Below are 19,100 nucleotides of genomic sequence, written 5' to 3'. Positions count from 1 at the left end.
ACCGCGCCCGCCCCCCGCCCGGCCGAGCCCGGCCCCGACGACGCGGCCTCGGCCGAACCCGGCAGCGCGGCCACGCCGGAGGGTCCGACCGCCGCCGACCCGGAGGCCCCGACAACTTCCGACCCGGAGGCGCCGACAGCCATCGGCCCGGAGGCCCCGCCCGCCTCCGGCGCGGAGGCCCCGACAGCCTCCGGCGCGGAGGCCCCGACAGCGTCCGGCGCGGAGGCCCCGGCGGAGTCCGGCGCCGAGGCCGGGACCGGGGCCGACCCGGAAACCGGGACGACCTCCGGCCCGGAGGCCGGGTCGGCGTCCGCCGCGGAGGCCGGGTCGGCGTCCGCCGCGGAGGACGGGTCGGCTTCCGCCGCGGAGGACGGGTCGGCTTCCGCCGCGGAGGACGGCGAGCCGCCGGGGCCCGACGCCGCGGCGCCCCGCACGGAGGCGCTCTCCCTCAACGAGCACGCGGCCTTCCGGGAGATCGCCCGGGCGCTCGGCGCGCGCTTCGCGGGCGACCCGTCCGGGAGCGAGGGCGCGCCGGACCCGGTGGACGACCTCGGCGCGGTGGCGCCGGGCCGCGGCGCCGTCACGCCGTTCCGCGGCGCCCACGCCCTGGCCCGCAACCCGGAGCGCGGCAAGGCGCCGGCCCTCGACCAGACGATCCGCCTCCTCGACCGGCTGCCCGTGGGCGTGCTGGTGAGCCGCGGCGCGGAGGTGCTGCTCGCCAACCGCCACCTGCTCGCGCTCACGGGCTACGACACCGCCGCGGCCCTCGCGGCGGCCGGCGGGCCCGGCGCGCTGTTTCCGGGCCGTGACCCCGCGGGGTCGCGGCCCGAGGGCGGGGTCGCGGGGTTGCCCGAGGGCGAGGGCGGCGCCGTCGCCCTCGCCACCCGGGGCGGGTCCGCGGTGCCGGTGGGCGTCGCCGTCAGCGTGGCCGAGTGGGACGGCGCGCCGGCGAGCGTCCTGACGATCCGCAGGCTTCCCGACGTCGACCCGGGCCAGGCCCTGGCGGCGGCCGAGCTCGACCTCGCGGCCCGGGACGGGCACCTGCGCGAGATCCGCGCCCTCCTCGACGCCGTCACGGACGGTGTCGTGACCCTCGACGAGGACGGCCGGATCGTCGGGCTCAACGCCGGGGCGGTGGCCCTGCTCGGCCGCGAGCCCCGGGAGGTCACGGGCGAGGCATTCGGGGCGCTGTTCACCTCCGGCAGCCAGGGTGTCGCGGAATCCTGCCTGCACCGGGCCCGGGGCGAGGGCGGCGGCGGGCCCGGCGAGGAGGTGGTGGCGCGGACCCGGGACGGCGACGTGCCGTTCCTGCTCACGGTCACGCCGGTGGCCGTCGGCGGCGCGCGGCGCTTCTCCGCCGTGCTGCGGGACGTCTCGGCCTTCAAGCGCACGGAGGTCGAGCTGACCCGGGCCAGGCGCGAGGCCGAGCGCGCCAGCGCCCAGAAATCCGATTTCCTCGCCACCATCAGCCACGAGGTCCGCACGCCGCTCAACGCCATCATCGGCTTCGCCGAGGTGATGCTGGAGGAGCAGTTCGGCCCGGTCGGCAACGAGCGCTACCGGGACTACCTGCGCGACATCCGGGCCTCCGGCGAGCACGTGGTCAGCCTCGTCAACGACCTGCTCGACCTCGCCAAGATCGAGGCCGGCCACCTCGACCTCACCTTCGCGGGCCTGTCCCTCAACGACCTCGTCGCGGCGAGCGTCGCGCTGATGCAGCCGCAGGCGGCGCGCCAGCGCGTGGTGATGCGCACGAGCTTCGCGCCGAGCCTGCCCGCCGTGCTGGCCGACGCCCGCTCGGTCCGCCAGGCCGCCCTCAACGTGATCTCGAACGCCATCAAGTTCACGGACGCGGGCGGCCAGGTGATCGTGTCGACCGCGAGCACCGACCGCGGCGGCGTGGCCCTGCGGGTGCGCGACACCGGCATCGGCATGACCGAGGAGGAGATCGAGACGGCCCTGCAGCCCTTCCGGCAGCTCGGCACGGCGCAGACCCGCCGGGGCGGCGGCACCGGCCTGGGGCTGCCCCTGACGAAGGCCCTGATCGAGGCCAACCGGGCCTCGCTGCGCCTCACCAGCCGCAGGTCCGAGGGGACCCTGGTGGAGGTGCTGTTTCCGGCCGGCCGCGTGCTGGAGGGGTGAGCGCGGCCCCTATCGCGCGGACCGCCCCGGTCGTAAGCTGACGCGGCCGCCGGGCGGTCCCGGATCCGCCCCCGCCGGCCGGCCGCGCGGCGGGGTCCCGGGACGCGGCGGGCCGCCCCGGTTCCGGCCCGAGCAGGGGCCCGCCCGCCGCACCCTTCGCGAGGACCCGGCCATGCTGCCACGCCCCGCCGTCACCGCGCTCCTCGCCGGGTGCCTGGCCGCCGCTCTCGTGGGCGCGGGCGCGGGCCCGGCCCGGGCGGACGGGCTGCCCGTGACCCTGTTCACGCAGCGCAGCGGCCCGATGGCGGAGACCGGCATCCCGGTGGCCAACGGGCTCCACGACTACCTGACCATGCTCAATCGCCGCGACGGCGGCGTCGGCGGCGTGCCGCTCGACCTCGAGGAGTGCGAGACGGGCGGGGACCCGCAGCGGGAGCTCGCCTGCTACGAGGCCGCGCGGGCCCGCGGCACCCTCGTGGTCAGTCCCTGGAGCGCCGACGCGGCGCGGGCCCTGCTGCCGCGGCTCGCGGCCGACCGCATCCCGCTCGTCGCCACCGGGTACGGCCCCTCCGCGATGGCGGACGGGACGACGTTCCCGTGGGCCTTCGCGCCGCCGGCCACGGTCTGGGACGGCCTGACGGTGGCGCTCGCCTACCTGATCGCCCAGAGCAGCGACGCCGAGGGGTTGCGGGGGCGCACCCTCGCGTACCTCCACCGCGACACGCCGGCCGGCCGCGAGGCCGTCCCGGTCCTGCAAGCCCTGGCCGACGAGCTCGGCTTCGGCCTGCGCGACTATCCCCTGCGCGACGTCCCCGACGAGACCGAGGCCGGTCCCTGGCGCACCGCCCGGGCAGCGGACCCGGACTACGTGATCCTCGACGCCTCGGCCGGCCTCGTCGGCACGCCCCTGCGGGATGCCGCCGCCGCCGGCATCCCGCTCGGCCGCATCGTCGCCATCGGCGGGCCCGGCGAGGACGAGCTCCAGGCGGTCGGCGTCCGCGCGAAGGGCCTGCGCGAGGTGACGTGGCACGCGCCCGGCGACAGCTTCCCGGCCTTCGACCAGATCGACCTCCTGGTGATCGACGCCGGCCTGTCGTCGACCCCGAAGGACGACGCGGCGGGCGTGCACTACAACCGCGGCGTCTACAACGGGGTGATCATCGCGGAGGGCATCCGCAACGCCCAGCGCCTCGCCGGCCGCGCCCGCATCGACGGGTCCGACATGCGCCGGGGCCTCGAGGCCATCGACCTCGACGCGGTGCGCTGGAAGGAACTCGGCCTCGTCGGCTTCGCGGGCCGGCTGCGCCTCTCCTGCGAGGACCACAGCGGCCACCGCCCGGCCTTCGTGCAGGAATGGACCGGCACCCGCTGGACGCAGGTCAGCGACACGATCGCGCCGATGCGCGAGCGCCTGCGACCGCGCCTCGCGGCCGCGGTGAGCGCCCTTCTCGCGCGCCACGCCGCCGAGAACGGGCAGCCCTGGCCGCCCCGCACCGAGCCCTGCGACGGGCAGCCCTAGGCCGCCGGGCGCCGGGAAAAGCCGGCAAGCCGCCGCGGACGGGCTGTACCGGGGGCGAAAACTCTCCTAAGCAGGGGCTGCGGCCCGGCCGCTCCGACACGCATCCATCGCGTTGATTTTACATGAGATTTCTCGCCGGACCGTGGAACACGCCCGCGCATGGTGCGCGGGTCGGGCGAAGGCCGGCCGCGCGGCGCCCGCGCCTTCAGGGAGGGACCCCAACGCGATGACCAGCTCCGTCTCCGCGGCGCGCCCCGCCGCATCCGCCGACCACCTCGCCTCGCAGGACCCGACGATCGCGGCCTACGACAACAAGGCCCGCATCAGGGCGATCATCGGCTCGTCCTCGGGCAACCTCGTCGAGTGGTACGACTTCTACGCCTATGCCTTCACGGCGATCTACTTCAAGGACGTGTTCTTCCCGGGCTCCGACCCGACGGTGCAGCTCATCAACACCGCGGCGGTCTTCGCCATCGGCTTCCTGATGCGGCCCATCGGCGGCTGGCTGTTCGGGCGCGTCGCCGACAAGCACGGCCGCAAGGCCTCGATGCTGATCTCCGTGACGATGATGTGCGCGGGCTCCCTGGTGATCGCGATGCTGCCGACCTACGGGCAGATCGGCATCCTGGCGCCGGTCCTGCTGCTCCTCGCCCGCATGGTGCAGGGGCTCTCGGTCGGCGGCGAGTACGGCACCTCGGCCACCTACATGAGCGAGGTGGCGCTCAAGGGGAAGCGCGGCTTCTACGGCTCGTTCCAGTACGTCACGCTGATCGGCGGCCAGCTCCTTGCCTCCCTGGTGGTGGTGCTGGTGACGCTCGGCCTCGACGACGCGGCGATGACCGCCTGGGGCTGGCGCATCCCGTTCCTGATCGGGGCCGCCGCGGCCGTGGTGGCGCTCTACCTGCGGCGCTCCCTGCACGAGACCTCCACCGCGCAGACCCGCGGCGCGCGGGAGGCCGGCAGCATGGCGGCGATCTGGCGCGACCACCGCCGCGCCTTCCTGACGGTGCTCGGCTACACCGCCGGCGGCTCGCTCATCTTCTACACCTTCACCACCTACATGCAGAAATACCTGGTCAACACCGCCCACATGGACAAGAAGACCGCCAATGTCGTGATGACGGCGGTGCTCTTCACCTACATGGTGGTGCAGCCGCTGTTCGGGATCTTCGCCGACAGGTTCGGGCGCAAGACCGCGATGCTGCTGTTCGGCGCCAGCACCACCCTGCTGACCGTGCCGCTGCTGCACGCGATCGCGGGCGTGCAGGGCCCGGTCGCGGCCTACCTGCTGATCACCGCGGCGCTCCTGTGCGTGTCGTTCTACACCTCGATCAGCGGGCTCGTGAAAGCCGAGATGTTCCCGGCCGAGGTGCGGGCGCTCGGGGTCGGGCTGTCCTACGCCATCGCCAACGCGGTGTTCGGCGGCTCGGCCGAGTTCGTGGCGCTGACGTTCAAGGACGCGGGCGTCGAGACCTGGTTCTTCTGGTACGTGACGGTCATGTGCGGCATCGCGCTCCTGACCTCGCTGCAGATGCCCGACAGCCGGCGCTCCGGCTACCTCCAGGGCGACGGCACGGCCTGACCGGCCCGGAATCCGAGGGCGAGGCCGAACCGAGGCTCGGCCGTGGCGTTGTCCTCCGACACGGAGGCTGCGTCCTCCGGCACGGAGGAGTTTCGAGATGCGCATGCCGCGGTTCCTGGCCGTCACCCTCGTCGTCGGCGCCCTGGCGCCCCTGCCCGCCACGGCCCAGTCGGGCGATCCCGGCGCGGGCGCCCCGGCCACCGCCGATCCCGGCAGCACCGGCTCGGTCGGGGCGGCCAACCGCAGCATCACGGGCGTCGGGCAGACCAAGCCGCCGGGCGCCGCCCTCGGCCCCGGCGAGGGCACGAGCCCCGAGGTGCGCGAGAAGAGCCGCGAGGTGAACCGGAAGATCGACACCGGCATCTGCATCGGCTGCAACGACTAGAACGCCGCCGGACCGAAGGAACGCCGGTCCGCCGCCGACGTCGCGACCGGACCGAAGGCCCGGAGCCGTGGCGGGTCCAGCCGCTCCGTCTCGGCGCCCGCCAGGACGAGGGCGCGGTCGCGGCGTCCGGGCCGGCCCGCGCGGCCCCGGCCGACGCCAGGCCTGCATTAGACGGAAGGATCGATTGTCGCCCCGGCGATCGGACGCTTAAGACGTCGGCAACCAGCCGGGCGGGCCGCCATCGGACCCGGCCGGACCGGAGCAGGGAGAGCGCCATGGGCCAGCGGGTGATCGAGGTTCCCGAGAGCATGCGTGCGTCGGCGCAGATCGACGAGGCGACGTACCGGGCCTGGTACGAAGCCTCGGTGCGCGACCCGGCGGCGTTCTGGGGCGAGCACGGCCGGCGCATCGATTGGTTCAAGCCTTACACCGAGGTGCAGGATACGACGTTCGGCCCAGGTAAGGTCTCGATTCGCTGGTTTGCCGACGGCGTCACCAACGCGGCCCACAACTGCATCGACCGCCACCTCGCCACCCGGGGCGACCAGGTTGCCATCCTGTGGGAGGGCGACGACCCGGCCGAGGCGCGCGCCATCACCTACCGCGAGTTGCACGCCGAAGTCTGCCGCATGGCCAACGTCCTGCGCAACCGCGGCGTCGCCAAGGGCGACCGCGTCACCCTCTACATGCCGATGATCCCCGAGGCGGCCTTCGCCATGCTGGCCTGCGCGCGCCTCGGCGCGATCCACTCCGTGGTCTTCGGCGGCTTCTCGCCCGACTCGCTCGCCGGCCGCATCCAGGGCTGCGGCTCCCGCCTCGTCGTCACGGCCGACGAGGGCCTGCGCGGCGGCCGCACCGTGCCCCTCAAGGCCAATGTCGACGCCGCCCTCGCGCGCCTGCCCGCCGACAGCGTCGACCACGTCGTGGTGGTGCGCCGCACCGGCGGCGCCGTGGCGATGGAGCCGGGCCGCGACGTCTACTACGACGCGGCGGCCCGGGAGGTCACCGACACCTGCCCGGCGGTGCCGGTCGAGGCCGAGCACCCGCTGTTCCTGCTCTACACCTCGGGCTCGACCGGCCAGCCCAAGGGCGTGGTGCACACCACCGGCGGCTACCTCGTCTACGCGGCGATGACGCACCAGTACGTGTTCGACCACCGGGAGGGCGACGTCTACTGGTGCACCGCCGACGTCGGCTGGGTCACGGGCCACTCCTACATCGTGTACGGGCCGCTGGCCAACGGCGCCACCACGCTGATGTTCGAGGGCATCCCGACCTACCCGTCGGTGTCGCGCTTCTGGGAGGTGGTGGACAAGCACAAGGTCACGATCTTCTACACCGCCCCGACGGCGATCCGCTCGCTGATGGGCGCCGGCGACGGGCCGGTGCGGGGGACGTCGCGGGCGTCGCTGCGGGTGCTGGGCTCGGTGGGCGAGCCGATCAACCCGGAGGCCTGGGACTGGTACCACCGGGTGGTGGGGGACGGGCGCTGCCCGATCGTGGACACCTGGTGGCAGACCGAGACCGGGGGCATCCTGATCACGCCGCTGCCGGGGGCGACGCGGCTCAAGCCCGGCTCGGCCACCAAGCCGTTCTTCGGGGTGCAGCCGGTGGTGGTGGACGGCGAGAACACGGTGCTGGAGGGGGCGTGCGAGGGCAACCTGTGCCTGGCGGCGTCCTGGCCGGGGCAGATGCGCACGGTCTGGGGCGACCACGAGCGCTTCGTGCAGACCTACTTCTCGGCCTTCCCGGGCCGCTACTTCTCGGGCGACGGCTGCCGGCGCGACGCGGACGGGGATTACTGGATCACGGGCCGGGTGGACGACGTGATCAACGTCTCGGGACACCGGATGGGGACGGCGGAGGTGGAATCGTCGCTGGTGGCCCACCCCAAGGTCTCGGAGGCGGCGGTGGTGGGCTACCCGCATGGGGTGAAGGGCCAGGGGATCTACGCCTACGTGACGCTGATGCAGGGCGAGGCGCCCTCCGAGGGGCTGCGCAAGGAACTCGTGGCCTGGGTGCGCAAGGACATCGGGCCGATCGCGGCGCCCGACCTGATCCAGTTCGCGCCGGGCCTGCCCAAGACCCGCTCGGGCAAGATCATGCGCCGGATCCTGCGCAAGATCGCCGAGGACGAGTTCTCGGCCCTCGGCGACACCTCGACGCTGGCCGAGCCCGCCGTCGTCGACGACCTCATCGAGAACCGGCAGAACCGAAGCCGCTGACGGCCGGGCGGGGCGCCGGCCTCAGCGCCCGGCCGGCTCCGCGTGCAGCCGCCGGATGCGCCGGACCGTCCAGCCGACGCCGAGCAGGATCAGCGGCACCGCGACCGCGGTGCCGATGGTCGCGTCCACCGGCAGGCCGGCCTGGTGGGCGCCCTCGAGCACGAGGTGGGTGAGGCTCGCGACGTAGTAGGTGATCGCCGCGACCGACAGGCCCTCCACGGTCTGCTGGAGGCGGATCTGGAGGCGCACCCGGTCGTTCATCGACTGGAGCTGCGCCTGGTTCTGGCGCTCGAGCTCGATGTCGACGCGGGTGCGCAGCATCTGGGCCGCCCGCGAGAGCTTGCGCGACAGGGTGTCCTGGCGCTCGCCCGCGGCGACGCAGGTCCGGATCGCCGGGTTGTAGCGGCGGGCCAGGAACACCGACCAGCTCGTCTGCCCGGGCAGCGCCTGCTCGCCCAGGGAGGCGAGCCGCAGGCGGATCAGCTCGTCGTAGGCCCGGGTGGCGCCGAAGCGGAAGAGCGAGCGGGCGGCCCCCGCCTCGAGCTCCGCCGCGAGGGCGATCAGCCGGTCGAGGAGCGCGTGGTTCTCGGCGAAGCCCTCGCTCGTGCGCATCGCCTCCATCAGGGGCGGCAGGGCCGTCTCGATGCGGCGGATCGCCGGCGCGAGGCTCTGCGCCTCGGGCAGGCCGAGGAGCGCGAGGGTGCGGTAGGTCTCGATCTCGAGGAGCCGCTGCACCAGGGCGCCGGCCGCGAGCCGGCTCAGGCGCCGGTCCGCCACGACGATGCGGACGTAGCCGTGCGGGTCGGGCTGGAAGTCGGTGCCGATCACCGCCGCACCCCCCTCCGCCTCCGCCAGCGCCAGGGAGGCGACGTTGAGGGCGGCCGACACCTCCCCGGGCATCCCGCCGTCGACCGCCGGGAGCAGGTGGAGGTCGACCGCGACCAGGAGGGGGCCGGGCCGCGGCACCCCGTCCATCACGCCCTCCAGGGCGTCGGGCTGGGGCTGGAAGGCGACGCCAAGCGCGTCGCCGTACTCCCAGGTGTAGGTGGTGAACTCGCTGTGGCTCTCCCAGCGCAGGATCGCGCCGGAGAACACCACGCGGTGCTGCTTGGCGCCCGGCACCGGCCCCGGCAGCCCGAGCCCGGCGCAGTAGGCCTCGAGCGCCTCGCGGTCGGCGGCCGCGGCCTCGCCGTCGATCAGGAAGGCGTAGTGCAGGAAGCGGCGGGGCGTCTTGACCGGGGTGAACGGGCGGGCGTGGACCTCCGCCAGCACCCGCGCCCGCAGGGGGTGTTCCTCCAGCCGCATCGGCGCCGCGCCCTCCGGTGGCCCTCCCGGACCACCGGCCCAAGGCTTGGCCGAGGGCGGCCCGCAGGTCAACGAGGGCGCGGGCCGGCTCCGCCCCCGCCTCAGTGGCGGAAGTGCCGGTGGCCGGTGAACACCATGGCGAGGCCGGCCTCGTCGGCCGCGCGGATCACCGCGTCGTCGCGCATCGATCCGCCGGGCTGGATCACCGCCGTGGCGCCGGCCTCCGCCGCCGCGAGCAGCCCGTCGGCGAACGGGAAGAAGGCGTCGGAGGCGACGACGGACCCGCGGGCGTGGCTCTCCGGCAGCCCCGCCGCCCTGGCGGCCTCCCCGGCCTTCCAGGCGGCGATGCGGGAGGAATCGACCCGCGACATCTGCCCGGCGCCGATGCCGACCGTGGCGCCGTCCTTGGCGTACACGATGGCGTTCGACTTGACGTGCTTGGCGACCCGGAAGGCGAAGCGCAGGTCGGCGAGCTCCGCCGCGCTCGGCGCGCGCCGCGTCACGACCGTCAGGGGCATGTCGTCCACGACCGCGTTGTCGCGGCCCTGCACCAGAAAGCCGCCGGCCACGGTGCGCCAGACCTCCCCGGGGGCGCGCGGGTCGGCGACGCCGCCGGCCACGAGGAGGCGCAGGTTCTTCTTCGCGGCGACGATCGCGGCCGCCTCCTCGGTGGCGTCGGGCGCGATGATCACCTCGGTGAACACCTCGACGATCCGGCGGGCGGCCTCGGCGTCGAGGGTGCGGTTGAGGGCGACGATGCCGCCGAAGGCCGAGACGGGGTCGCAGGCGAGGGCGCGGGCATAGGCCGAGGCGAGGCTCGCGCCCTCGGCGACGCCGCAAGGGTTGGCATGCTTCACGATCACGACCGCGGCCGCGCGGGCCGGGTCGAACTCGCTCACCGCCTCGTAGGCGGCGTCCGTGTCGTTGAGGTTGTTGTAGGAGAGCGCCTTGCCCTGGAGCTGGCGCGCCGTCGCGACGCCGGGCCGGAGCCGGCCGGCGGTGCGGTAGAAGGCGGCCGCGAGGTGCGGGTTCTCGCCGTAGCGAAGGCCCTGCGCCAGGGTGCCGCCGAGCGCCCGGAAGGCCGGGGCCTCGTCGGGGGCCGCCCCGATCTCGCCGGCCATCCAGGTCGCGATGGCGGCGTCGTAGGAGGCGGTCCGGGCGAAGGCCTTCTGGGCGAGGCGCCGGCGCGTCGCCCGCGTGACGGCGCCGCCATGCGCGTCGAGGTCGGCCAGCACCGCGGCGTAGTCCGCGACGTCCACCACGACGGCGACGTCCTCGTGGTTCTTGGCCGCGGCGCGGATCATCGCCGGGCCGCCGATGTCGATGTTCTCGACGCAGTCGGCCGCGGGCCGGCCGGCGGCGAGCGTCGCCTCGAACGGGTAGAGGTTGACCACCAGGAGGTCGATCGCCGGGATGCCGTGGGCCAGCATGGCGGCCTGGTGCTCCGGGTTGTCGCGGATGGCGAGCAGGCCGCCGTGGACGCCCGGGTGCAGGGTCTTGACGCGCCCGTCCATCATCTCGGGAAAGCCCGTCAGGTCCGACACCTCCGTCACGCTGAGGCCGGCCTCGGTGAGCGTGCGGTGCGTGCCGCCCGTCGAGACGAGCGCGATGCCGCGCTCGGACAGGGCCCGGGCGAACGCCACCAGCCCGGCCTTGTCGGAGACGGAGAGGAGGGCGCGGGAGACGCGGGACAGGTCGCTCGCCATGGTGTCGGATCTCGTCGTGGGCGCGGCCGGCCGCGATAATCGCGAGCCGGCGCAGGAACTTGCGGGGCGCGGTAGCAGAAACCCGCAGGTCACGCTAGGGGCCGCCCCTCCCCGGTCGCGCCCGGCAGCGCGCGGGCTCCCCGGTGGCCGGCGGCGCGACGCGGCCGCCCTGCGGGACTGAACCCGGCAAGCCGCCGGCCGTTGGAGGCTCCTGCGACCACCGGGATGCCGAGGGACCATGACCGAGCTGATCCGCGAGCGTCCGGGCGACGCGCCTGCGCGAGCACCTGGGAGGCGCGGCGGCGGGCTCTTCCGCACCGTCGGCACCGGCATCATCACCGGCGCCGCCGACGACGACCCCTCGGCGATCGGCACCTACGCCAGCGCCGGCGCGAAGTTCGGCCTCGCCTTCCTGTGGATCGCCCCCGTCCTCCTGCCGATGATGGTCGTGGTCGTCTACGTCTCGGCGAAGCTCGGGCAGGTCTACGGCAAGGGCCTGTTCGCGGTGGTGCGGGACCGCTACCCGCGCTGGGTGCTCTACCCGCTGGTGCTCGGCGCCTTCAGCGGCAACGTCATCGAGGCGGCGGCGAATCTCGGGGGCATCGGGGCGGCCGTCAACCTGCTCGTGCCCCTGCCGGTCCCCGCCATCGTGGTCGCCGCGGCGGCGGTCATCCTGGGCTTCCAGCTCCTCGGCTCCTACGCGCTCCTGCGCAGCCTCTTCCGCTGGCTCGCCCTGGCGCTGTTCGCCTACGTGGCGGCCGCCATCCTGGCCAGGCCCGACCCCGCGGAGGTCCTGCGCCACACCCTGGTGCCGCAGTTGCGCTTCGACGCCGACTTCCTGTCGATGGTGGTGGCCTGCATCGGCACCTCGCTCTCGGCCTACATCTACACCTGGCAGTCGAACCAGGAGGTCGAGGAGGAGATCGGCCAGGGGCGGCGCACGCTCCGGGAGCGCAAGGGCGCCACCGACGCGGAACTGCGGCGCACCCGCCGCGACGTGCTCGCCGGGATGCTGTTCTCGAACGTGATCCTGTACTTCATCATCCTGTCCACGGGCGCGACCCTGCACCCGGCGGGCCAGACCGAGATCGAGAGCGCCGCCCAGGCGGCGGCGGCCCTGGAGCCCCTCGCCGGGCCCGCCGCCAAGTACCTGTTCGCCCTCGGCGTCGTCGGCGTCGGCTTCCTGGCCGTGCCGGTCATGACCACGGGCGCGGCCTACGACGTCGTGCAGGGGATCGGGCGCGAGGGCAGCCTGCACGCGCGCCTCCGCGAGGCGAAGCTGTTCTACGCCGTCATCGCCCTCGTCACGGTGGTGGCGGTCCTGCTCAACTTCCTGGGCTTCAACCCGATGCGGGCCCTCGTCTGGTCGGGCATCGTGCAGGGCTTCTCGGTGCCGCCGCTCCTGCTCCTGATGATGCTGATGACCAACGACCGGCAGGTCATGGGCGAGCGCGTCAACGGCCGCGCGACGAACGTGCTCGGCTGGCTCACCACCGCGGTGACCTTCCTGGCGACGGCGGGTCTCGCCGTGACGTGGCTCCTGTGAGGGCGTGCCCCGGCGCGAGCCCCCCGCCCCGGCGTCCCGGGCCGGGAGCGCCGCCGGGCCGGCGTCAGTGCTTGACCGTCGAGGCCCGGTAGATCTCCGCGATCGCCCGCTCCAGCGCCGCATCGAACGCGGCCTCGCTCATCGAGGCCCTGAGGTCCTCCGTCAGGGCCCGCGAGAAGCTCGCGACGACCCCGTGGTTGGCCGCGAGGCGGGCGCAGGCCTGGGCCCGCGCGTACCCGCCGGAGAGGGCCACCACCCGGGCCACCCGGGGGTGGCGGACCAGGGCCGCGTAGTGGTCCGGCACCTCGGGAAGCGTCAGCTTGAGCATGACCGCGCGCTCCTCCGGCAGGGCGTCGAGCGCCTCGGCCAGCGCCGCGACCAGGATGGCCTCGGCGCCCGCCTTGTCGGGCGACCCGATCGAGACCTCCGGCTCGATGATGGGCATCAGGCCGTGCCGGGCGATCTCGGCCGCCACGGCGAATTGCTGCGCCACGACCGCGGCGATGCCCGTGCGCGACGGCAGGGCGATGACCGAGCGCATCTTGGTGCCGAACACGCCGAGCGCCGCCGCCCGGTCGAGGAGCGGGCCGAGCCCGGGCATCGGCTTCATCAGGCTGACGCCGTCGGCCTCCGGCTCCAGTCCCTTGTCGACCTTCAGGAACGGCACGACCCGCCGCTGCTCCCACAGGAAGGCCGGGACCGGCGCGCCCCGGACGTCCCCGTCCATCGTGCGCTCGAACAGGATGGCGGCGATGACCCGCTCCCCCGTGAAGGCGGGCGCCGCCATGATGCGCGCGCGCATCGCGTGCACGAGCCTGAACATCTCGGCCTCGCCCGCGTAGGCGTCGTCCGGGATGCCGTAGAGGCGCAGCGCGCCGGGCGTCGACCCGCCGCTCTGGTCGAGGGCGGCGATGAAGCCGTCCCGGTCCCGGATCTGCGCCGTCATCTGCGGGTCCGCCATGGCCGTCCTCTCCTCGGTTGCGGGTCGTTCGACCGGGCGATCCGGCCGCTCGCGGGCCCTACGTCCCGCAGAAGGTGCGCCGGACGCGCTCGTGCTCGGCGGGCGGCTCGGCGTAGCGCGCGTGGGCGGGCTGGTCCTGGTAGGGCCGGGCGAGGACCGCGAGGAGCTCGTGGAACGGCCCGAGATCCCCGCCGATCGCGGCCTCGATGACGGCCTCGACCCGGTGGTTGCGCGGGATGTAGGCGGGGTTGACCGCCCGCATGGCCTCGCGCCGGGCGCCCGGCTCCCCAGGCTCCCCGGCGAGGCGCGCCGTCCACCGCGTCGCCCAGGCGTCGTAGGCCGCCGGGTCGTCGAACCGCGCGCGGACCGCGGCGTGGGCCGAGGGGTCCGCCGCCGCCGCCGCCAGGTCCCGGAACGTCAGCGTGAAGTCGGCGCGGTTCGCCGCCATCCGGTCGAGGAGGTCCTGGCCCAGCGCCACGTCCTCCTCCCGCGCCGTGAGAAGGCCGAGCTTCCCGCGCAGGCCCGCCTGGTAGGCCTCCTCGAAGCGCGGCGCGAACGCGGCGAGCGCGTCCTGCGCGACCGCCACGGCCTCGTCCGCCTCCGTGGCGAGGAGCGGCACCAGGGTCTCGGCGAGCCGGGTCAGGTTCCAGTGCGCGATGCGGGGCTGGTTGGCGTAGGCGTAGCGGCCGAGCTGGTCGATGGCGCTGAGGACCGCCGCGGGATCGTAGGCGTCCAGGAAGGCGCAGGGCCCGTAATCGATGGTCTCGCCGGCGACCGACATGTTGTCCGTGTTCATGACGCCGTGGATGAACCCGACGAGCAGCCACCGCGCCACGAGGTCGGCCTGGCGCGCGATCACGCCGGCGAGCAGCGCCCGGTAGGGCTGCTCCTGCGCGGCGGCCTCCGGGTAGTGCCGGGCGATGACGTAGTCGGCGAGCTCCCGCAGCGCCTCGGGGTCGCGCCGGAAGGCGAAGAACTGGAAGGTCCCGACCCGGACGTGGCTCGAGGCGACCCGGGTCAGCACGGCGCCCGGGAGGGGCCGCTCCCGCCGCACCGTCTCGCCGGTCGACACCGCGGCGAGCGCCCGCGTGGTCGGGATCCCGAGGGCCGCCATGGCCTCGCTGACGACGTACTCGCGCAGCACCGGCCCGAGCGCGGCGCGGCCGTCGCCGCTCCGGGAGAACGGCGTCGGCCCCGACCCCTTGAGCTGGATGTCGCGCCGGACGCCGTCCCGGTCGGTCACCTCGCCGAGCAGGATGGCCCGGCCGTCGCCGAGCTGCGGCACCGGCTGGCCGAACTGGTGGCCCGCGTAGGCCGCCGCCAGCGGCGCGGCCCCCGCCGGGACGCGGTTGCCCGCCAGCACGGCGATCCCCTCGGGGCCGGCGAGCCGGTCGGGATCGAGCCGGAGCCGGCGCGCGAGGTCCCGGTTGAGCGCGATCAGCGCCGGCGCCGCGACGGGCGTCGGGTCGACCCGCGCGAAGAACCGGTCCGGCAGGCGCGCGTAGGTGTTGTCGAAGGGAATGGCCACGTCCGTCACGTTCGTTGATCCCGTGCTGTGCCGGGCGCGGGCGCCCGGGAGGTGTGCGGCGGCGTGCCGTCGCGGTCACCCGCGCGTCGTCGGTCCGGGACGGGCGCCGGCCGGCGCCGCCCGCAGGACCCCTCCCCCCACCAACGCCCGTGGACGGGATCGGATCACCGCCGCGGCGACCGAGCATCGTCGCGCCCGGCTCGGGCCGGCGCGCCCCGGTACGCGCCGCGACTGCGCCGCGACGCCGGCGCGGACGACCGCCCCCGGCCCCGCGGGTCGGCCCGCGGCCCTAAACCTCCGTATGATTTCCCGCGCAACGGCCGCGCTGCATGGTCGGCCCCAGGATGGCGGCGCCCGGAGGCGGCCGGGCCGGGATGGAGGGCGGGGGATGAGGCCTGCGGTTGCGATGCCGGAGAGGGCGCCCGACGAGGCCCTGATGCGGGCCGAGGCCGACCGCAGCGCCATGGCGCGCCTGCTGGCGGTGGCCGGCCACGACCTCAAGCAGCCCCTCCAGGTGGCGCTCCTCTCCATCGAGCGCGCCGTCTCGGACGGCGTCGCGCCCGGCGCGGCCCGCCGGCTCGGCCTCGCCAGCAACGCCCTCCGGCGCCTCGGGCGCGAGCTCGACGACCTCGCCCGCTCCTCGCAGGCCGGCGGCGGGACCGTCCCGCGGTCGCGCGCCGTCCGCCTCGACCGGGTGCTCGCCAGGGTCGAGGACGAGTGGCGCGCCTACGCGGAGGCCTGCGGCGTCCGCCTGCGCGTGCGGGCGAGCGGCCTCGGCGTCCGCACCGACGCCGGCATGCTCACCACCATCCTGCGCAACCTCGTCGGCAACGCCGTCAAGTACGCCCGCCGGGGCGGGCGCGTCGTCGTCGGCGCCCGCCGGCGCGGCGGCCGCGTCGTCGTCGAGGTGCACGACGACGGGCCCGGCATCGCGCCGGTCCGGCTCGCCGGCATCTTCGAGGCCTTCGACCGCGGCGGCCGGCGCGACGCCGGCGGCCTGGGGCTCGGCCTGCACATCGTGCGCCAGACCGCCGAGGCCCTCGGCCACCCAGTCGGCGTCCGCTCGGTCCCGGACCGGGGCTCGGCCTTCTGGGTGACGCTGCCGCGGGCCGGCGCGCCCGCGGCGCGGCCGGGACGCTGAGGGGCCGGATGGACGCGGCGCGCACGCCCGACCGCCGGCCCGCGCAGGCCGCCGCCATCCTGATCGCCCTCGGCGTCTTCCTGGTCGACACGCTCACGCCCCTCGAGGGCGCCGTGGCGGTGCTGTACGTCGTCGTGGTGCTCATCGCCGCGCGGGCCTTCAGCCGGCGCGGCGTGATCCTGGCCGCGGGCCTCTGCCTGGCGCTCACCGCGACGGCCTACCTCGCCTCGCACGGCCCGGCCGCGTTCGGCTCGCCGCTCCTGCGCTGCTTCGTCAGCCTCGCGGCGGTCGGCATCACCACGGCGCTGGCGCTGCGCCACAAGGCCGACGCGGCCGTGCTGGCCGAGCAGGCGCGCCTCCTCGACCTCACCCACGACGCCGTCTTCGTGCGCGACGCCCGCGGGGCGATCACCTTCTGGAACCGGGGCGCCGAGGAGTTCTACGGCTGGCCCGCCGCCGAGGTGATGGGCTGCGTCGCCCACGACCTCCTGCGCACCGTCCTGCCGGCGGAGCGGGACGCCATCATGGCCGAGCTCCTGCGCACCGGGCGCTGGGAGGGCGAGCTCGTGCAGACCGTCGGCGCGGGCCGCACCGTCGTGGTCGAGAGCCGCTGGGCGCTCCAGCGCGACGCCGGCGGCGCGGCGCTGGCGGTGCTCGAGACCAACACCGACGTCACCGAGCGCAAGCGCACCTTCGCGGCCCTGGTCGAGAGCGAGCGCCGCTATCGGAGCATCTTCGACAACACCCGGGTCTCGATCCTCCAGCAGGACTGGTCCGGCGCGAAGGCCGCGCTCGACGCCCTGCGGGCGGCGGGCGTGCGGGACGTCGCGGCCCACCTCGCGGGCGACCCGGACCTCGCCGCGCGGCTGCGCCGGAGCGTGCGGGTCGTCGACGTCAACGCGGTGACGCTGCGCCTCTTCGGGGCGCCCGACCGCCACGCCCTCACGGGCTCGCTCGACGCCCTGCTCCAGGAGGGCGACCAGACCTTCCCGAAGGCGCTGGCGGCGCTCGCCGACGGCGAGGCGTTCTTCGAGGGCGAGACGCTGGTGCGGACCCTCGACCGCGGCACGGTGCCGGTGCTGTTCGGCATCGGCTTCCCGGCCGATCCGGCCGGCCTCGACTGCGTGCTCGTGCACGCCATCGACATCACCGAGCGCCGGCAGGCCCAGGAGGCGCTCCTCGGCGTACAGGCGGAGCTGGCCCACGCCGCCCGGGTCTCGACCCTGGGCGAGCTGACCGCCACCCTGGCCCACGAGATCAACCAGCCCCTCGCCGCCGTGGTGACGAACGGCGAGGCGGCCCTGCGCTGGATGCGCCGGGAGGTGCCCGACCTCGACGAGGTCGGGGCCGCGGTGACCCGGGTGGTCGCCAACGGGAACCGGGCCGGCGCGATCGTGGCGCGCATCCGCGGCTTCCTGACCAAGGCCCCGCCCCGGCCCGAGTGGCTCGACCTGCCCGAGATGATCGGCGAGGCGGCGCAGCTCCTCGAGCGCGAGCTGGCGCGCCACGACGTGACCCTGCGCCTGTCGCTCGCGGCCGGCCTGCCGCCCGTCAAGGGCGACCGGGTGCAGTTGCAGCAGGTGGTGATCAACCTCATGCTCAATGGTATTCAGGCGATGACGGCGGTGCGGGAGCGGCCGCGCGTGCTGTCGGTGCAGGCGGCCGGGCAGGAGGACGCGCAGGTGCGGGTGGACGTGATCGACAGCGGCGACGGCCTGGATCCCGAGGCGGCCGAGCGCGTGTTCCAGCCGTTCTTCACGACGAAGCGCGACGGGATGGGCATGGGCCTGGCGATCTGCCGCTCCACCGTGGAGGCGCATGGCGGCCGGCTCTGGGTCTCGGATGCCGGACCCGGCGCGGCCTTCCACTTCACCCTGCCGGCGAGCGAGGCGCGGGCCGCATGAGCGCGGCGCGCGAGCCCGGGCAGGTGCGCCGGTGAGCCGGCCCGCCGTCCCGGCCCCGGCGCAGCCGACGGTGTTCGTCGTCGACGACGACGCGGCCCTGCGCGAGGCGCTCGCCAGCCTGTTCCGCTCCGTCGACCTCGCGGTGGCGGTGTTCGCCTCGGCGGCGGACTTCCTGCGCGAGCCGCGCCGGGACGCCGCGGGCTGCCTCGTCGTCGACGTCCGGATGCCGGGCCTGAGCGGGCTCGACTTCCAATCGCAGCTCGAGGGTCTCGGCATCACCCTGCCGATCATCCTGATGACGGGGCACGGCGACATCCCGATGTCGGTCCGGGCCATGAAGGCCGGGGCGGTCGACTTCCTGGCGAAACCGTTTCGCGATCAGGACATGCTCGACGCGGTGACGGCCGCCCTGGCGCGGGACGCGGAGCGCCGCAGCCGGGACGCGGGCCTGGAGGCCCTGCGGGCGCTCTACGCGACCCTGAGCGGGCGCGAGCGGGAGGTGCTGGCGCGGGTGACCGCCGGGCTGATGAACAAGCAGGTCGCGGGGCTTCTCGGCCTGAGCGAGATCACCGTGAAGATCCACCGCGGCAACGTGATGCGCAAGATGGGCGCGCGCTCGCTCGCCGACCTCGTGCGGATGGCCGAGACGCTGGGGATCTCCCAAACCTCAGTATGATTTCCTCGGCCGGCGGGCCGGCCCATACAGGAAGCCGGTTCTCTGCCGCTGGGTCATGCGACCTCGGGCGGCGCAAGGCTCCCCATGCCCCACCCTGTCACCATCGCGATCGTGGACGACGACGAGGCGGTCCGGACCGCGACCGCGAGCCTCGTGCGCTCCCTCGGCTACGCGGCCCGGACCTACGCCTGCGCGCGCGACTTCCTCGAGGACGCGCCGGCGCGCGCGGCGGATTGCGTGATCACGGACGTGCAGATGCCCGGGATGAGCGGGGTCGAGCTGCAGCAGCGCCTCCGGGCGGCCGGCCGATCGGTCCCGATGATCTTCGTGACGGCGTTCCCGACCGACGACCTGCGCCGGCGGGTGCTGGAGGCCGGGGCCGCGGGGTTTCTCGCCAAGCCCTGCGACGGCGACGCGATCATCCACTCCCTCCAGGGCGCCCTGGAGGGCCACCGCGCCCACTGAGCGCCGGGCCCGCCG

Annotated in this window: 14 protein-coding genes; 10 read left to right on the top strand and 4 right to left on the bottom strand. The window is 75.1% G+C overall.

Going from position 1 to position 19,100, the window contains the following annotated elements; translation table 11 throughout:
• From DT057_RS10330 to acs, 5 genes are all read left to right on the top strand, one after another.
• Positions 1–2,142 (top strand): histidine kinase dimerization/phospho-acceptor domain-containing protein (locus DT057_RS10330; RefSeq protein WP_128562007.1); only part of this gene is annotated, 2,142 nt, incomplete at its 5' end.
• 172 nt (positions 2,143–2,314) lie between these two features.
• Complete coding sequence (locus DT057_RS10325) at positions 2,315–3,661, top strand: ABC transporter substrate-binding protein (protein WP_128562006.1); 1,347 nt, start codon at positions 2,315–2,317, stop codon at positions 3,659–3,661.
• 226 nt (positions 3,662–3,887) lie between these two features.
• Positions 3,888–5,243, top strand: coding sequence for an MFS family transporter (locus DT057_RS10320; RefSeq protein WP_128562005.1), 1,356 nt, complete (start codon positions 3,888–3,890; stop codon positions 5,241–5,243).
• A gap of 97 nt (positions 5,244–5,340) precedes the next feature.
• Positions 5,341–5,628, top strand: coding sequence for a hypothetical protein (locus tag DT057_RS10315; RefSeq protein ID WP_128562004.1), 288 nt, complete (start codon positions 5,341–5,343; stop codon positions 5,626–5,628).
• 275 nt (positions 5,629–5,903) lie between these two features.
• Positions 5,904–7,853 (top strand): acetate--CoA ligase, encoded by a 1,950-nt coding sequence (gene acs / locus DT057_RS10310; protein WP_128562003.1) that lies wholly within the window; start codon positions 5,904–5,906, stop codon positions 7,851–7,853.
• Between the two features lie 21 nt (positions 7,854–7,874).
• Here acs and DT057_RS10305 read toward each other — a convergent pair whose 3' ends face one another.
• Both DT057_RS10305 and purH read right to left on the bottom strand, forming a co-directional pair.
• Complete coding sequence (locus DT057_RS10305) at positions 7,875–9,158, bottom strand: DUF3422 family protein (protein ID WP_128562002.1); 1,284 nt, start codon at positions 9,156–9,158, stop codon at positions 7,875–7,877.
• A 101-nt stretch (positions 9,159–9,259) separates the two neighbouring features.
• The gene (purH, locus tag DT057_RS10300; protein WP_128562001.1) at positions 9,260–10,864 is read right to left on the bottom strand and encodes a bifunctional phosphoribosylaminoimidazolecarboxamide formyltransferase/IMP cyclohydrolase; all 1,605 of its coding nucleotides are present in this window, start codon (positions 10,862–10,864) and stop codon (positions 9,260–9,262) included.
• Positions 10,865–11,102: 238 nt separating this feature from the next.
• On the opposite strand from purH, the gene DT057_RS10295 reads away from it, so the two are divergent.
• Positions 11,103–12,410, top strand: a complete 1,308-nt coding sequence (locus tag DT057_RS10295; protein ID WP_128562000.1) for an Nramp family divalent metal transporter — start codon at positions 11,103–11,105, stop codon at positions 12,408–12,410.
• Positions 12,411–12,474: 64 nt separating this feature from the next.
• On the opposite strand, the gene DT057_RS10290 is transcribed toward DT057_RS10295, so the two are convergent.
• Both DT057_RS10290 and DT057_RS10285 read right to left on the bottom strand, forming a co-directional pair.
• Positions 12,475–13,371: a fructose bisphosphate aldolase gene (locus DT057_RS10290; protein WP_128561999.1), complete on the bottom strand. Its 897-nt coding sequence runs from the start codon at positions 13,369–13,371 to the stop codon at positions 12,475–12,477.
• Positions 13,372–13,429: 58 nt separating this feature from the next.
• Complete coding sequence (locus DT057_RS10285; RefSeq protein ID WP_128561998.1) at positions 13,430–14,908, bottom strand: protein adenylyltransferase SelO; 1,479 nt, start codon at positions 14,906–14,908, stop codon at positions 13,430–13,432.
• A 379-nt stretch (positions 14,909–15,287) separates the two neighbouring features.
• Between DT057_RS10285 and DT057_RS37215 the strand changes: the two genes are divergently transcribed.
• From DT057_RS37215 to DT057_RS10265, 4 genes are all read left to right on the top strand, one after another.
• A complete protein-coding gene (locus DT057_RS37215) occupies positions 15,288–16,040 on the top strand; it encodes a sensor histidine kinase (RefSeq protein WP_128561997.1) in 753 nt (250 codons plus the stop codon).
• Between the two features lie 8 nt (positions 16,041–16,048).
• Positions 16,049–17,944 carry a PAS domain-containing sensor histidine kinase gene (locus tag DT057_RS10275; RefSeq protein WP_128561996.1) on the top strand — a complete coding sequence of 632 codons (1,896 nt, stop codon included), beginning with the start codon at positions 16,049–16,051 and terminating at the stop codon, positions 17,942–17,944.
• Positions 17,945–17,975: 31 nt separating this feature from the next.
• Entirely contained in the window at positions 17,976–18,620 is a 645-nt protein-coding gene (locus DT057_RS10270; RefSeq protein ID WP_238312660.1) for a response regulator transcription factor, read from the top strand.
• 84 nt (positions 18,621–18,704) lie between these two features.
• Positions 18,705–19,085 carry a response regulator transcription factor gene (locus tag DT057_RS10265; protein ID WP_128561994.1) on the top strand — a complete coding sequence of 127 codons (381 nt, stop codon included), beginning with the start codon at positions 18,705–18,707 and terminating at the stop codon, positions 19,083–19,085.
• The last annotated feature ends 15 nt before the right edge of the window (positions 19,086–19,100 follow it).

Source organism: Methylobacterium crusticola (assembly GCF_003574465.1).
Classification (GTDB): domain Bacteria; phylum Pseudomonadota; class Alphaproteobacteria; order Rhizobiales; family Beijerinckiaceae; genus Methylobacterium; species Methylobacterium crusticola.
This window is presented reverse-complemented; position numbering and strand designations above follow the sequence as displayed.

Coding starts and splice junctions, on each gene's coding strand:
- acs (WP_128562003.1), top strand. CDS start 5,904: ATGGGCCAGCGGGTGATCGAGGTTCCCGAGAGCATGCGTGCGTCGGCG.
- DT057_RS10265 (WP_128561994.1), top strand. CDS start 18,705: ATGCCCCACCCTGTCACCATCGCGATCGTGGACGACGACGAGGCGGTC.
- DT057_RS10275 (WP_128561996.1), top strand. CDS start 16,049: ATGGACGCGGCGCGCACGCCCGACCGCCGGCCCGCGCAGGCCGCCGCC.
- DT057_RS10315 (WP_128562004.1), top strand. CDS start 5,341: ATGCGCATGCCGCGGTTCCTGGCCGTCACCCTCGTCGTCGGCGCCCTG.
- DT057_RS10305 (WP_128562002.1), bottom strand. CDS start 9,158: ATGCGGCTGGAGGAACACCCCCTGCGGGCGCGGGTGCTGGCGGAGGTC.
- DT057_RS10290 (WP_128561999.1), bottom strand. CDS start 13,371: ATGGCGGACCCGCAGATGACGGCGCAGATCCGGGACCGGGACGGCTTC.
- DT057_RS10325 (WP_128562006.1), top strand. CDS start 2,315: ATGCTGCCACGCCCCGCCGTCACCGCGCTCCTCGCCGGGTGCCTGGCC.
- DT057_RS10295 (WP_128562000.1), top strand. CDS start 11,103: ATGACCGAGCTGATCCGCGAGCGTCCGGGCGACGCGCCTGCGCGAGCA.
- DT057_RS37215 (WP_128561997.1), top strand. CDS start 15,288: ATGAGGCCTGCGGTTGCGATGCCGGAGAGGGCGCCCGACGAGGCCCTG.
- purH (WP_128562001.1), bottom strand. CDS start 10,864: ATGGCGAGCGACCTGTCCCGCGTCTCCCGCGCCCTCCTCTCCGTCTCC.
- DT057_RS10320 (WP_128562005.1), top strand. CDS start 3,888: ATGACCAGCTCCGTCTCCGCGGCGCGCCCCGCCGCATCCGCCGACCAC.